12 protein-coding genes are annotated in these 13,662 nt (G+C 69.5%); 4 read left to right on the top strand and 8 right to left on the bottom strand.

Going from position 1 to position 13,662, the window contains the following annotated elements:
- Positions 1 to 252: 252 nt before the first annotated feature.
- On the top strand, positions 253 to 873 hold the full coding sequence (locus Ahu01nite_RS48295) for an HD domain-containing protein (protein ID WP_203843511.1): 621 nt from the start codon (positions 253 to 255) through the stop codon (positions 871 to 873).
- 86 nt (positions 874 to 959) lie between these two features.
- The gene (locus Ahu01nite_RS48290; RefSeq protein ID WP_203843510.1) at positions 960 to 2,231 is read left to right on the top strand and encodes an HNH endonuclease signature motif containing protein; all 1,272 of its coding nucleotides are present in this window, start codon (positions 960 to 962) and stop codon (positions 2,229 to 2,231) included.
- A gap of 67 nt (positions 2,232 to 2,298) precedes the next feature.
- Here Ahu01nite_RS48290 and Ahu01nite_RS48285 read toward each other — a convergent pair whose 3' ends face one another.
- The 4 genes from Ahu01nite_RS48285 to Ahu01nite_RS48270 all read right to left on the bottom strand — a co-directional run bounded on the left by Ahu01nite_RS48285 (position 2,299) and on the right by Ahu01nite_RS48270 (position 7,601).
- Positions 2,299 to 4,113 carry a beta-N-acetylhexosaminidase gene (locus tag Ahu01nite_RS48285; protein ID WP_203843509.1) on the bottom strand — a complete coding sequence of 605 codons (1,815 nt, stop codon included), beginning with the start codon at positions 4,111 to 4,113 and terminating at the stop codon, positions 2,299 to 2,301.
- 4 nt (positions 4,114 to 4,117) lie between these two features.
- Positions 4,118 to 4,921 carry a carbohydrate ABC transporter permease gene (locus Ahu01nite_RS48280; protein WP_239159761.1) on the bottom strand — a complete coding sequence of 268 codons (804 nt, stop codon included), beginning with the start codon at positions 4,919 to 4,921 and terminating at the stop codon, positions 4,118 to 4,120.
- Positions 4,922 to 5,250: 329 nt separating this feature from the next.
- A complete protein-coding gene (locus Ahu01nite_RS48275; RefSeq protein WP_239159760.1) occupies positions 5,251 to 6,120 on the bottom strand; it encodes a carbohydrate ABC transporter permease in 870 nt (289 codons plus the stop codon).
- A 140-nt stretch (positions 6,121 to 6,260) separates the two neighbouring features.
- Positions 6,261 to 7,601, bottom strand: coding sequence for an extracellular solute-binding protein (locus Ahu01nite_RS48270; protein ID WP_239159759.1), 1,341 nt, complete (start codon positions 7,599 to 7,601; stop codon positions 6,261 to 6,263).
- Between the two features lie 128 nt (positions 7,602 to 7,729).
- Between Ahu01nite_RS48270 and Ahu01nite_RS48265 the strand changes: the two genes are divergently transcribed.
- Positions 7,730 to 8,653, top strand: a complete 924-nt coding sequence (locus tag Ahu01nite_RS48265; protein WP_239159758.1) for an N-acetylglucosamine kinase — start codon at positions 7,730 to 7,732, stop codon at positions 8,651 to 8,653.
- A 180-nt stretch (positions 8,654 to 8,833) separates the two neighbouring features.
- On the opposite strand, the gene Ahu01nite_RS48260 is transcribed toward Ahu01nite_RS48265, so the two are convergent.
- The 3 genes from Ahu01nite_RS48260 to Ahu01nite_RS48250 are packed head-to-tail and all read right to left on the bottom strand — an operon-like array spanning position 8,834 to position 11,259.
- Positions 8,834 to 9,730: a serine hydrolase domain-containing protein gene (locus Ahu01nite_RS48260; protein ID WP_203843507.1), complete on the bottom strand. Its 897-nt coding sequence runs from the start codon at positions 9,728 to 9,730 to the stop codon at positions 8,834 to 8,836.
- A 29-nt stretch (positions 9,731 to 9,759) separates the two neighbouring features.
- Positions 9,760 to 10,464 carry a hypothetical protein gene (locus tag Ahu01nite_RS48255; protein ID WP_203843506.1) on the bottom strand — a complete coding sequence of 235 codons (705 nt, stop codon included), beginning with the start codon at positions 10,462 to 10,464 and terminating at the stop codon, positions 9,760 to 9,762.
- Positions 10,465 to 10,491: 27 nt separating this feature from the next.
- Positions 10,492 to 11,259 carry an alpha/beta fold hydrolase gene (locus tag Ahu01nite_RS48250; RefSeq protein ID WP_239159757.1) on the bottom strand — a complete coding sequence of 256 codons (768 nt, stop codon included), beginning with the start codon at positions 11,257 to 11,259 and terminating at the stop codon, positions 10,492 to 10,494.
- Positions 11,260 to 11,347: 88 nt separating this feature from the next.
- On the opposite strand from Ahu01nite_RS48250, the gene Ahu01nite_RS48245 reads away from it, so the two are divergent.
- Positions 11,348 to 12,811, top strand: a complete 1,464-nt coding sequence (locus tag Ahu01nite_RS48245; protein ID WP_239159756.1) for a sulfatase family protein — start codon at positions 11,348 to 11,350, stop codon at positions 12,809 to 12,811.
- Here the strand turns inward: Ahu01nite_RS48245 and Ahu01nite_RS48240 are convergent.
- Positions 12,808 to 13,200 carry a PKD domain-containing protein gene (locus tag Ahu01nite_RS48240; protein WP_203843503.1) on the bottom strand — a complete coding sequence of 131 codons (393 nt, stop codon included), beginning with the start codon at positions 13,198 to 13,200 and terminating at the stop codon, positions 12,808 to 12,810. The two genes, Ahu01nite_RS48245 and Ahu01nite_RS48240, sit on opposite strands and share 4 nt — an antisense overlap.
- Positions 13,201 to 13,662 lie beyond the last annotated feature (462 nt).

The raw sequence follows: 13,662 nt of genomic DNA, 5'->3' as shown, positions 1-13,662 counted from the left end.
CCGGCACCATCACGCTGGGCAACCGGCAGGCCGCCGAGTTCGTCGCGGTCGACGGTGTCACGGTGGCAACCCTCGCGGACGCCGCCCAGCTGTCCAGCCTCGCCGACGAGACCCCGGAAGGCCCTGTCCCGCGGCCTGACCGAAGCCATGCACGGCACCCTGACCCCGGAAGAAACCCCCGGCGGCGGCCTCACCATGATCATCGCCCTGCCCACCACGAGCCCCGGCACCCCCACCTGATCAAATCCTCTGATGCACATCCCCACGGACAGCGAGATCCGCGCCCTCCACGAACGCCTCGCCCCCACCCCGCAAGCCCTGACCTCGGTACTCACCCACTGCGAAATCGTCTGCCGGATAGCCGAACAGCTCCTCGCCGCACCTTCCCCCAATCTCGACCTTGACCTCGACCCCGCCCTGGTCCGAGCCGGCTGCCTCCTGCACGACATCGGCGTCTACGCCCTCTACACCCCCGAAGGCACCCTCGACCACGCCAACTACATCCGCCACGGCATCCTGGGCCACGAAATGCTCCGCACCGAAGGCCTCCCCGAAGGACTCTGCCGCTTCTGCTCCTGCCACACCGGCGTCGGCCTCACCCAGGACGACATCACCCGCCAGCACCTCCCCCTCCCCCCAGGCGACTACCAACCCCGAACCCCCGAAGAACAACTCGTCATGTACGCCGACAAGTTCCACAGCAAGAAAACGCCCCCCACCTTCCTCACCGCCTCCACGTACGCCACCACCGCCCGCCGCTTCGGTCCCGGCAAAGAAGCCACCTTCACCGCCCTGGTCACCCATTACGGCGAACCCGAACTGACCGCCCTGTCCCAGGAATACGGCCACGCCATCCAAACGACCACTCCCTGAGCCACGGTTTCAGATGGTGGATGTCGATCTCCTTGGTCGCTCAGCGGCGGCGAAAAATGTCGTACCCCCGGTCGAAAATCGTGCTCATGTTGGCCCAGGTGCAGCAACTCGGTGACGACGCGGCGGTCCTCGCCGCAGCCCCGCTGTGGCAGCTGACCGACGCCTCGCTAGCCGATGCGCTGCGATTGGCGCGACGGGCGGAACAGGCCGTGCTGGTGTTACAGGCACGACTGGTGCAGGAGGCCGCCGACCGTGGCATCCCCGCTGAGCAAGGACATCGCTCCACCGCAGGGTGGCTGCGTTCCCTGCTACTACTCGACCCGCAACCAGCCCGGGACCTCGTCACCCACGCCACCGCCATACACGACCCAAGCATCCAACAGGTCGTCCTAGACGGTCAGGCCGACGTCCGCCAAGCCACCGTGATCGCCTCAACTCTCCACGCGATCCCCGACAACCTCGCCAGCCTCAACGGCCCCGTCGACAGCACCCAAATCATCCAGAACGCCTCACAAGCAATGATCGACCTCGCCGGGCAACTACCCGCCTACCAACTCAGGCGCGTCGGGGAACGCATCCTCGACCACGTCGCCCCCGAACTCGCCGACCACGCCGACCAAGCCGCCCTCACCCGACAGGAAGCCCGCGCCCAGCAACGACGCGGCCTCACCCTGTCCATGCCCCTGCACGGCATGGTCCGAATCTCCGGCCTACTCGGCGCCGAAGACGCCGCCATCGTCCACGCCGCCCTGCACCCACTGTGCCAACCCGACCCGAAAGACAACCGAACCCCCGCCCAGCAACGCGTGGATGCCCTGACCGACATCTGCCGCCTGGCACTACGCACCACCGAACTCCCCATCGACGGCGGCGAACCACCCCAACTATCAGTCACCGTCGCCTACGACCCACTCACCCAAACCCTCGGCACCGGCACCACCGACACCGGCCAACGCCTCTCACCCGAAACAACCCGGCGACTGGCCTGCGACGCCCGCATCCTGCCCATCATCCTCAGCGGACAAGGCCAAATCCTCAACGCCGGCCGCCGCCGACGTAACGCCACCGGAGCCATCCGCCGCACCCTCCACATCCGCGACAAAGGATGCACCTTCCCAGGGTGCGATCGGCCCCCGCGATGGACCGACGGCCATCACCTGTGGCATTGGGCAGACGGCGGCCCCACCAACCTGGACAATCTGGCCCTACTCTGCCGCCAGCACCACCAACTCATCCACAACCCCACCGCAGGCTGGCAAATCCGCCTCGGACCCGACCGACGACCCGAGTTCATCCCACCACCTGACATCGACCCCAACCAACAACCCCAGCGAAACCTCTACCACCAACGCCAATAACCACCCCACGTCGGCATCTCCCCACCGAGCACCTCAATGCTCGCTACACGACGCCGCGGGGGTGTACTCAGATGTTCGAGACGAGGTGTGCAATGTGGGCGGCGCGCTGTTCGCGGGTGTCGGGGCGGCCGGGGATGCCGGGGCGGCGCTGCCAGGGGCGGGGACCGTCCGCGTGCCGGTACTCCACGCCGAGTGCGTCGAGGCGGGCCAGGTGTTGCTGCAGGCGCTGGGCGAAGTCGGGGTAGTCGCGTCCGGCGGGGCTCCACAGCGCTTCCGCGACCGCGCACAGGCGGGGGAAGGCCAGGTAGTCGACCGTGCGGGGTGAGTCGGCATGCTCGGTCCAGATGTTGGCCTGGCCGCCCAGGATGTGGCGGGCCTCGGCGGGGGTCAGTTCCGGGGGAACCGGGTCGAAGGCGTAGACATCCTCGACGGTCAACGGGATGGAGACCGGGATGGGTTCGTCGGCCGATTCGGACTGGCGATAGTCGAGGTAGACAAGGTCATCGGGGCAGGCGACGACGTCGTGGCCGCGGCGGGCGGCGGAGACCGCGCCGGTCATGCCGCGCCAGGAAGCGATGGTGGCGCCCGGGGCCACGTCGCCCTCGAGAATCTCGTCCCAGCCGAACAGGCGGCGCCCCGCGGCGGTCAGGTGATCGTCGAGGCGCCGGATGAACCATGCCTGCAGGCCCTCCTCGGTGCTGATCCCGAGCTCGGCCATCCGCTGCTGGGTGCGAGGGTCGGCACGCCACTGGTCCTTGGGGCATTCGTCGCCGCCGACGCCGATGTAGCGCGACGGGAAGAGCTCCAGCACCTCGTCCAGGACGCCGGTGAAGAAGTCGACGGTGGATTCCTCGACGTTGAGGACGTTCGGGTTCACGCCCCAGCGGGTGAAGACCTCCAACTGCCGACCAGAGACCCCAAGCTGGGGGTACGCGGCCAGCGCGGCCTGCACGTGCCCCGGCGACTCGATCTCGGGAACGATGGTGATGTGGCGCAGAGCGGCGTACGCCACGATCTCGCGAATGTCGTCCTGGGTGTAGAACCCGCCGTGCGGACGGCCGTCCGTGGGTGCGTCCCGTGCGGCACCGACCTGGCTCTCGTGCCGCCACGCGCCGACGTCGGTCAGCCGGGGATAACGGCGGATCTCGACGCGCCAGCCCTGGTCGTCGGTGAGGTGCCAGTGCAGCGTGTTGAGGCGGTGCAGCGCCATCAGGTCGATGAACCGCAGAACGTCGTGCTTGGGCATGAAGTGCCGCGCGACATCGAGCATCGCCCCGCGCCAGACGAACCGGGGGGCGTCGTGGATTTCCACAGCGGGTAGCGCCCAGCGTTGCCCGGCCACGGGCGCGCGGCGGTGGATCGCCGGCGGCAACAACTGCAGGAGCGACTGGCAGCCGTAGAACGCCCCGGCCGCGTCACCGGCGCTGATCGTGGCGGCTTCGGGGGTCACCCGCAGCCGGTAGGCCTCAGCACCAAGGCTGGTGTCGAGTTCCAAGGTGATGGTGGCCAGCGCAGACCCGGCCGCCAATTCCGTAGCCCCGCCAGAATCCTGCGGATTCCGCGGAAACGCCTCAACCAGCCCGCTCTCGCCCATGGGCAGACCGGTCTCGCCAACAGACAACTCAGCCTCGCGCAGCGGCAGGCCAGCCTCACGCAGCGGCAGGCTGGTCTCGCCCACAGACAACTCAGCCTCGCGCAGGGGCAGGCCAGCCTCGCGCAGGGGCAGGCCAGTTTCGCGCAGGGGCAGGCCGGTTGCCGGGCGTAGGGCACCCTGCAGCCAGGTCAGGACGGCGGTCAGCTCGGCGGGTGCGGTGAGGGTGGTGCTGCGGTCGAGGACGAGTTCGCCCGTGCCGGGGATGGTGGTGACAGGACGGGGGATCACGGGCCTAGCCCTTCACTGCGCCGGCGGACATGCCGGCGACCAGGTTGCGCTGAACGATGAGGAAGAAGACGACGACGGGTACGGAGAACAGCACCGAGGCTGCCATCTGCCCGCCGAAGTCGGTGCCGGTGACGGGGTTGGTGAACGACGCCAGCCATACCGGCAGTGTGTAGCGGCTCTCGTCCTGCATGAACGTGTAGGCGAACAGGTAGTCGTTCCACGCGGCGATGAACGCGAAGATGCTGGTCGAGATGACGCCGGGGGCGACGAGCGGGAACAGGACGCTGACGAGTACGCGCCAGGTGGACGCGCCGTCGATCTGTGCGGCCTCCTCGATCTCGGCCGGGATCGCGATGAAGAAGCCGCGCATCACCCAGATCGAGAACGGGAGGACCGTGGCCACGTAGGCGAGTACCAGCGCAAGGTAGGTCCCGAGCAGGTTGAGGCTGTTGAACATGACGAACATCGGGATCAGCAGCGCGGTGCCGGGCAGCATCTGCACCGCGAGGATGACGACCATGATCGTGCGCCGGCCGGGGAACCGGAAGCGGGACAGCGCCGCCGCCGCGAAGATGCCCAGCGCGATCGACGCCACCACGGTCGCGGCGACCACGATGGCGCTGTTGCGCAGGTTCGTAAGGAACTGCTCCTGAGTGACGGCGTTGACGAAATTGTCCAGCGTGGGATGTGCCGGGGCGAAGTGCGGCGTCGGCGTCATCACCTCGGGCCGGGTCTTGAACGCCGTGTTGACCATCCAATAAACCGGGAAGATCCACACCACGCAGAAGCCCGCCGCCAGCGTGTTCACACCCCACCGCCGCCCAGACCCGCCGCGCAGCCCGGACCCACTCCGCCGCCCAGCCCCGCCGATCCGGCCAAACCCGCTGCGCCGCCCAGCCCCGCCGATCCGGCCAAACCCGCTGCGCCGCCAAGACACGCTGCGCCGCCAAGACCCACGGATCCGTCCGGGCTCATTGCGCCGCCCAGACTCACCCCGCCGCCCAGACCCACCCCGTTGCCCAGACCCGCCCCGCTGCCCAGACCCGCCCCGCTGCCCAGACTCGCCCCGCTGCCCAGACTCGCCCCGCTGTCCAGACCCGCCCCGCTGTCCAGACCCGCCTATCTGTCCCGAGCTGCTCACAGGTCCTCCCCCGACTTGAGCAAGTTGCGGATGTAGAACGCGGTCAGGCCCAGCAGCAGCAGGGTGGTGACGACCGAGATCGCCGCGCCCTGGCCGATGCGGAAGCCGACGAACGCGGTCTTGTAGGTGAAGACGCCGAGTGTGGATGTGGCGTCGCCGGGGCCGCCGCGCGAGACCAGCCAGATCTGGTTGAAGACGTTGTAGTCCCAGATCACCGACAGGATCGTGACCAGCAGGAGCGTGGGCCGCAGGTGCTGCAATGTGATCATGCGGTAGACGGCGAGCTCACCGGCGCCGTCCAGGCGGGCGGCCTCCTGATACTCGGGCGGCACCTGGGTCTCGGCGGCGTTGAGGGTCAGGGCGATGAACGGGACCGCCTGCCAGACGATCAAGAGCCAGATGGAGACGTACGCGAGAGCCGGGTCCTGTGCCCAGTTCAGCCCGGCGGTGTCTCCGAAAATCCGGAGCTGGCCGAGGAGCCAGTTGATGACGCCGTACCCGGGCTGGAACATCCAGTTCCACACCAGCGACGATGCCACGTTCGGCATCGCCCACGCCACGATCAGCACCACGGTCACCGTGTAGCGCCATGCCCGGCCCAGCCGGGTGAGCAGGTGTGACACCCCCATGCCGATCAGGACGCTACCGGCCACCATCGCCACGGTGAAGATGACGGTACGCAGTAACGAGACCCAGAAAGCGCCGCTGCCCAGCAGTTCGGAGTACTGCGCGAACCCGACGCCCGAATACACGCCGGTGAACAGTGTCCGCTGGTTGTAGTCGGTGAACGAGGTGAAGACCAGGAACCCGATCGGGGCCAGCGTCACCACGGCGAGCACCAGTCCCGCCGGGCTCAGCAGCCACAACGGAGCCCAATCCCGCCGTGAACCCCGCTCCCGCCGTAATGCCCGCTTCCGCCGTGGACCCCGCCCCAACCGTGGAACCATGTCACGCATCGGAGCCCGCCCCCGCCACGGAGCCCGGTCCCGCCGTTTGTGCGTGACCGTCATCGACCGGCGGCGAGGGTGGTGCCGAGGTGGGCGTCGAACTCCTTGCCGGCGTCGGCGGGGGTCTTGGCGCCGGAGGCGACGGCGGAGAAGACCTGGTTGATGCTCTTGTCGCCCTCGATTGTCGGCCACTGCGCCGCGGCGGGGGTCGCCTTGGAGGTCAGGGCGGCGGCGAAGAAGCCCTGTTGCTGTTCGTTGAGGCTGGGCTGCGCGGCCTGGATGCCCTCGGTGCTGTTGGGGATCCAGCCGTCGTTGCCGAACACGTTCTTGTCCTGCACTGCGGGGCTGGCGGCGATCTTCGTCCACTGCAGGGCCAGGTCGTGGGCGTCGCTCTTGGTGGCGATGCCCCAGTCGGAGCCACCGAGCATCACCGGCTGGTTCTTGCCCGACGTTCCGGGGAAGGGGAACGTACCCAGATCTGCGGTGGTGATCTTGGGGTTGGCCTTCTGGATCAGGCCGATCGAGCCGCTGGTCGCGAGCACGGCCGAGGTCTTGCCGTCGGCGAAGAGCTGGGTCTGGTCGGGCACGAGCGTGTCGAGGGTCTGCGAGGCCGGCGTGGAGTACGCGTTCTGGAACGTCCTGAACTCCGCCAGCCCCTTCTGCCCCGCGTCGGCGGCGAACGCGCCCTTCCACGTGCCGCCGTCGTTGTTGGCGATCTCGCCGCCGGCGTCCCAGATGAACTGCAGGCCGGCGAACCAGTACTGGCCGGGCAGGTAGAACGGCGAGAAGTCCGCGGCCGGGTTCGCTGCCTTGATCGTGTCCAGCGCGGCGGTGAGCTCGGCGTACGTCGTCGGCGCCTGCGTGATGCCGGCCGCCGCCCACGTCTTCTTGTTGTAGATGACCGCGCGCGCCCCGGCGAAGCCCGGCACGGCGTAAAGCGATCCGTCCACCGTCGCCGGGTCCGCCAGCCCGGCCAGCCAGGTCCGGCCCTGCTTCAGATCATCCTGGTACGCCGTGAGATCGAGCAGCCCGCCGTTCGCCGCGAACCCGGGCACCTGCGTGTTGCCCAGGTCGAGCACGTCCGGGGTGCCGGTGGTGGACAGCGCCGTGCTGATCTTCGTGGTGATGCCGTCCCACTGCTGAACCTGCACGTCGACCTTGGCACCGGTCGCCGCCGTGAACTTCGTGTTGATCGCGCTCAGGGTCGCATCGGTGTAGTCGCCGTCCATCACCCAGACGGTGAGCGTCTTCCCCTCACCCCGCGTGCTGGGGACCACCGTGGGCGACTTGCCGCCACCCGCGGTGGACCCGGACCCACTGCTGCACGCACTCAGGGTCAGGATCGCGGCGGTACTCAGGGCTGCTGCTGCGAGATAGCGATATTGCCGCACAGTGGTCATCCTTTTCGCCGTCCGCTGTTGTTGATGAAAATTACGACCAGCAAGTGACCTAGTCAATAACTCTTGCCTATGTTTCGATCTACGCCATGAAAGACAGGCCATGAAAGACAGGCCATGAAGGACGGGCCATGAAGGACGGGACCATGGGGTACGTGGTGGGCGTCGACGCGGGCGGTACCGCTTCGACTGCCGTGGTCGCGACGGTGGACGGCGTGGTCGTCGGGCGTGGACGGTCCGGGCCGGGGAACCCGCTGACCGCCGGTGCCCGGAATGCGGCCGCCTCGGTCACCGCCGCCGTTCGGGACGCGCTCGGGGGCCGCTCCCCCACGGTGATCGCCGCGGCGACGCTCGGTATCGCCGGACCGGCGACCGCCGCGCACTTCGCACCCGCGCTGGCCGCCCTCGGTGTCCCCGGGCCCGTCACCGTCGTCGGCGACGTGGTCACGGCGTTCGCGGCGGGAAGCCCGGCGGCGTCCGGGGCCGTCCTCATCGCGGGCACCGGCGCGATCGCCGCCTCCGTGCGCGCGGACGCCGTCGAACGCACCTCGGACGGTCTGGGCTGGCTCCTCGGCGACGAGGGCTCCGGTCGCTGGCTGGGCCTGCAGGCGGTCCGCAGCGCGGTACGGAACTGGTCGGCGCCGTTCGCCACGCGGGTCGCCGCGCAGGCCGGGGTGTCCACGGCGGACGAGATGGTCTACTGGGCGCAGGCGCTGCCCCTGGGCGAGATCGGCGACCTGGCACCACTGGTCTGCGCGGCGGCCCGCTCAGCCGACCCGCACGCGACGGCGATCGTCCGCGAGGCGGTCACGCACCTGGTCCGCACCCTCGACGACCTCGGCATGGACGGGCCGGTGGTGCTGGCCGGCGGACTCCTGACCGGTGACACCCCGATCCGCGACGGCGTGCTCGCGATCCTGCACGAACGCGGACTGATCCCCACCACCAGCAGGGACCCCGCAGCCGGCGCAGCGTGGCTCGCCGCCCGCCCCCTGAGCCGCCTCCCCCCAACGGCCCTCCACAAGGCCCTGCTCGGCCCCGCCGACAACGCCTGATCCTCAAACCGCCGCCCCAGACCGCGCACCCCAGGCAGCGCGCCCCCCAGACCGCGCACCCCAGGCAGCGCGGGCCCAAACAGCGCACCCCCAAGCAGCCCGCCCTCAAGCAGCCCGCCCTCAAGCAGCCCGCCCCAGGCCAGCGCGCCCCAGGCCAGCGCGCCCCAGGCCAGCGCGCCCTCAAGCAGCGAAACGGTCGATGTCCGCCGCGAGGTCGTCGCCGGTCAAGGAACGCTGGGCCGCGCTGAGAACGCGCGCCGCGGCGGGGAGGGCGTTCTCGTTGTCGGTCAGGATGACGCTCGCGTAGGCGCGGTCGGGCACGAGGAGCATCGCGGCGCGGTATCCGGGTAGGCGGCCGTTGAGGTACAGCTGGGCTGAGGGGCCGATTGCCCAGCCCAGGCCGTACGTCATCGGATCGTCGGGGTTTGTCCGGGGAGTGCGGGTCTCCTGGAGCAGTGACCGGTCGCCGATCAGGTGTTCGCCGAGGGTGAGCAGATCCGGGACGGACGACCACAGCCCGCCGCTGGGACGACGCGCAGGCGGGTATTCGTGCGGCGCGGCGAACGTGGTCTGTGTGAGCTTCCACGGATCGAGCAGTGTGCGCCGCAGCGCCGTTTCGTAGTCGGCGCCGGTGAGGGCGGCGAGGATCGTGCCGGCCAGGAAATAGTTGCCGTTGTAGTACGACCAGCGGGCCCCCGGGTCGCGCTCGTTGCCCGCCCGCACCACGAGCCGGGCCGCTTCGGTGAGGGTCAGGGGCGCGACGGTGGACGCGTCCACGGATTCGCGCAGCCCGGAGACCTGGCCGAGGATCTGGTCGACGGCGAGCCCGCGATCGGCCTGCCAGTCAGGTGCGAGTTGAGGGAGCAGGCTGATCGCCGGGACGTTCAGCGGGATGTTCTGCTCGCGCATCGTCAGCACCAGCGCGGCGGACGTGAACGTCTTCGTCAGCGACGCGATCCGGAACGACGACTCCGTCGGCACACCACGCGCGGCGAACTGCCGAGAGCCGGCGGTGGAGGTGCCCGCGGCTGCGCGAAGCAGACCTGCCTCAGAGTCGAGCGCGTCCTGAAGATTCACGAACCGGATTGTGCCACCAAATAGCAGTGCTAGGCCGGAGTGCAGTCGCCGGGCCCGGCAGCGCGTACCAGGGGAAGGGTGTCGGCTGTGCGGCCCGGCAGGTCGCGTAACAGCCACTGGTTGCCGGGGTTTTCCGGGAAGATCGTGATGTTGTCGCGGTCGCGCAGGACCCGGGCGGTCTCGTCGGTGACCAGCTGGGCGTAGAGGCTGATCTCCGCACCTCTGTCCTTCTGCGGCTCGGCGGCGGTCGGTTCCAGGCCGATGCCGACGTCGCGGGCCCGCCAGCCCCGGCTGGTCGTCTCGGCGACGCCGTGGAAGTAGTACGGCCCGGTGGCGCCCCGGTCGAAGATGAGCAGTTGGTAGCCGTCGGGGACTGTGCCCGTACCCGGATAGGAATGGCAGTAGGGCACCGGGTCCGGCTGCGGGCTGAACCGCAGGTCCACGACCGGCGGGCCGGCAGGCTCCGACCGGGCGAGAGCCGCGCCCGCGCCGCCGGCACCGAGCACGAGGAGCAGGGCGGCCACCGCGGCCGGCACGGAACGCCCGCGGCGCCAGCAGAGGACCAGGCCGGCGCATCCCGCGACGAGCACCGCGCTGCTGAGCCCGAGCAGCCAGCCGCCCCGGCCGACGAGGAACGACACCACCGTCACGACGGCGAGGATCAGGCCGACCACATCGGCGACGACGCCGAGCGACAGCCGTGGGAACCGTGCTCCTCCGGACGATGAGGACATGGGGCATCACCTCGATGCCTGTCGATGCTAGTGGAGAAAATTGTCCAGCACCGGCGTCAACTCGAGCGCGAACTCCTCGAAGAAGCCGTGCCGCCCGCCGGGATGCAGGTGCAGCGTCGCCCCCGGGATCCGGCCGGCGATCAGCGCAGCGTTCGCGGTCGGGACCATGAGGTCGTCGTCGCCGTGCAGGACCAGGGTGGGCGCGGCGATGCGCGGCAGCAGGTCCCAGGCGTCGTGACGATCGCTGGCGCGCAGGTGGGCACGGCTCTCGGCGGCGGTCATCGTCGGATCGCCGAGCAGGTGACTGTCGCCGGGGTCCTGCGGCCAGGCATCGGTGTAGAACAGCTCGTGCAGGATCCGGCGGCGCTCGGCACGGTCGGGCGTGGCGAGCCGGCGGCGCACCCCGGGCGTGCGTTCCTGCGCGTGCGGGCCGCCCGGCGAGGTGCAGGCCAGGATCAACCGCTCCACAAGCTGCGGGTACGCCGCCGCGAGCACCTGCGCGACCCGCCCGCCCATCGACGTGCCGTAGACCGTCGCACTGCCGATACCGAGCGCAGTCAGCACGTACGCCGCATCGCCCGCGAAACTCGCCGTCGACCACTCACCGACCGCGCCACGGCTGCCCCCGGTCCCCCGGTAGTCGAACGTCACCACCCGGTAGCGGTCCTCGAACGTCGCCCGCAGCCCGTCCCACCAGGCATGCGAGTTGGCCTGACCGGCGAGCAGCAGCAGGACGGGGCCGGTGTCACGACCGCTGACCTGCACGGCGAGCGGAAATCCGTCGGCGGTGATCATCACGGCCGATCCTATCCCTGGCTCACTGGTCATCCTGCGTTCCTTTCGCCGCCACCTGCCGCTGATGTGGCCCAGTAGGGTGCGCGCGGTGTGGAAGCTCCTGACCTCGATGCTGCTGCTCGTGTGCCTGGCCGGTTGCGAGCCGGACAGGACAGCGCTGGCCCCGCCCCCGAGCTCGGCGCCGCCGGCCGTGGTCGCCACGAGGGCCAACGTCGTTTTTGTGCTCGTCGACGATCTGGCGATGAACCTGGTGGAATACATGCCGCACGTGCGGGAGCTCGCCGCGCAGGGCACCTCGTTCACGGATTACACGGTGACCGACTCGCTGTGCTGCCCGTCGCGGACGTCGATCCTCACCGGGAAGTATCCGCACAACACGGGGGTCTTCACGAACACCGGCCCGGACGGCGGGTTCGCGACCTTCCAGCGGCTCGGCAACGGCAACTCCACGTTCGCCACCGATCTGCGGCAGGCGGGCTATCGTACGGCGTTCCTCGGCAAGTACATCAACGGATACTTCCCCAAGTCGAAGCACATCGCGCCGGGCTGGTCGACGTGGGCGGCGGGCGGGGACGCGTACACCGAGTTCAACTACGACCTGCTGGAGGACGGCCGGATCCGGCACTACGGCACAAAGCCCGGGGACTATCTGACCGACGTGCTCAGCAGGAAGGCGTCCTCGTTCATCAGCTCGTCAGCGGCGGCCGGGCAGCCGTTCCTGGTCGAGGTGTCGACATACGCGCCGCACCTGCCGTATACCCCGGCGCCCCGCGACGCTGCCGCGTTCAAGGAGGTCAAGGCGCCGCGAGGCCCGTCGTTCGGGAAACTGCCCACCGATGCGACGCCATGGCTCGCCGGGCACACACCGTTGACCGTTCAGGACATCCAGCTGATCGATCATGACTTCCGCGAGCGGGTACGCGCTGTGCAGGCCGTCGACCGCATGATCGGCGCGCTGCGGGACACCCTGGTGAAGGCGGGCGTGGCCGGCCGTACGGTGGTCGTGTTCACCTCGGACAACGGCCTGCACATGGGTGAGCACGGCCTGAACCCCGGCAAGCAGACGCCGTTCGACACCGACATCAACGTCCCGCTCATCGCGGCCGGCCCCGGCATCGTTCCCGGTGCGACCGTGACCGTCCCGGCCGAGAACATCGACCTGCGCCCGACCTTCGACGAGCTGGCCGGCGTCACCCCACCGGCCGATGTGGACGGAGCTAGCCTGATGCCGTTGCTGCGCGGCGAGAACCCGGCATGGCGCTCGGTGGCACTGATCGAACATCACGGACCGCCGACCGACCCCTCGGACCCGGACAAGCAGCCGTGGCGCAACGGCAACCCGCCCGACTACCAGGCCATCCGGGGCGCAGCCTTCACCTACGCGGAGTACGGCGACGGCGCCCGCGAGTTCTACGACAACAACGCCGACCCCGACCAGCTGCACAACGTCGTCCGCACGCTGCCCCCGGAAAAGCTGGCCCAGCTGCACGCGACCCTGAAAAACCTCTCCGGATGCCGCGGGCAGCAGGCCTGCCGAGCCGTCAAGGACTAACCCATGAAACGTACGCGACGACGCCGCAACAATCCGAAAATGAGCCCGCCCGCGAGCACCAGAACACCACCCACCGCGGCGATCGCCCCGATGCCGGGACCGGTGACGGGCAGACCGCCACCATCGCCGTCGCCGCCATCGCCGCCGCCGGGGTTGGCAGCGTCGACCACGGTCACCGTGTCGCCCTCGGGGAACGTGGCCCGTGCGATCCCGTCGATGTTCTCCACGGTCGCGCTGACGCGATAGGTGCCGGCCTTCGCGTACCTGTGCGGCTTCGCGTGTTCCTCGTAGACGAAGCCGTAATCCTCGATCGGGGTCCCGTCACCCCAGTTCACGTGCGCCTGCATATAGGCGCCGGACCCGTCGTCACCCCACTTGTCCAACTGCACCAACTCAACCGTCGCACCCAGCGTCACCCGCTCCGGCTCAAGCCGATAGCTCGCCCCGAGCGGCGCCCGCGTAGCCGTGGGCGACGCACCCGCCGCACCCGAGACGGAAGGCGAAGCCGAAGGTGGGACAGCAGCTGAGGCCGACGGCTTGGCAGGAGTCACGGCCGAGCCGGACGGCCCAGCCGAGGCCGAAGTGGACGGTTCCGGCGCGGCCCAACCCGGCGCGGCCAGAGCAGGCGCGGCCAGAGCCGCACCGGCGGTGCTTGCCAGTACGACCGCGAGAATTCCCCGTGAGATCAACATTCCTCCCGTGACTGATTGACCTGGCGGAGAATAGGGACCGGCGCCGCCGCGCGAGCGACGCCGGGATGAACAGGGCACGAAGGCTCACCACCACCAGCGGCTTCGCCGGACTCACAGACTGAGTCGCGCTCGGAGGCGGCGGTGGGCTCAGCGACGGAG

The sequence above is a fragment of the Winogradskya humida genome (assembly GCF_016862215.1).
Taxonomy (GTDB): Bacteria; Actinomycetota; Actinomycetes; order Mycobacteriales; family Micromonosporaceae; genus Actinoplanes; species Actinoplanes humidus.
The sequence above is the reverse complement of the archived record's forward strand: the minus strand, read 5'-3'. Positions and strand labels throughout refer to the sequence as shown.

Coding starts and splice junctions, on each gene's coding strand:
- Ahu01nite_RS48265 (WP_239159758.1), top strand. CDS start 7,730: ATGAAGGACGGGACCATGGGGTACGTGGTGGGCGTCGACGCGGGCGGT.
- Ahu01nite_RS48290 (WP_203843510.1), top strand. CDS start 960: ATGTTGGCCCAGGTGCAGCAACTCGGTGACGACGCGGCGGTCCTCGCC.
- Ahu01nite_RS48255 (WP_203843506.1), bottom strand. CDS start 10,464: ATGTCCTCATCGTCCGGAGGAGCACGGTTCCCACGGCTGTCGCTCGGC.
- Ahu01nite_RS48250 (WP_239159757.1), bottom strand. CDS start 11,259: ATGATCACCGCCGACGGATTTCCGCTCGCCGTGCAGGTCAGCGGTCGT.
- Ahu01nite_RS48270 (WP_239159759.1), bottom strand. CDS start 7,601: ATGACCACTGTGCGGCAATATCGCTATCTCGCAGCAGCAGCCCTGAGT.
- Ahu01nite_RS48295 (WP_203843511.1), top strand. CDS start 253: ATGCACATCCCCACGGACAGCGAGATCCGCGCCCTCCACGAACGCCTC.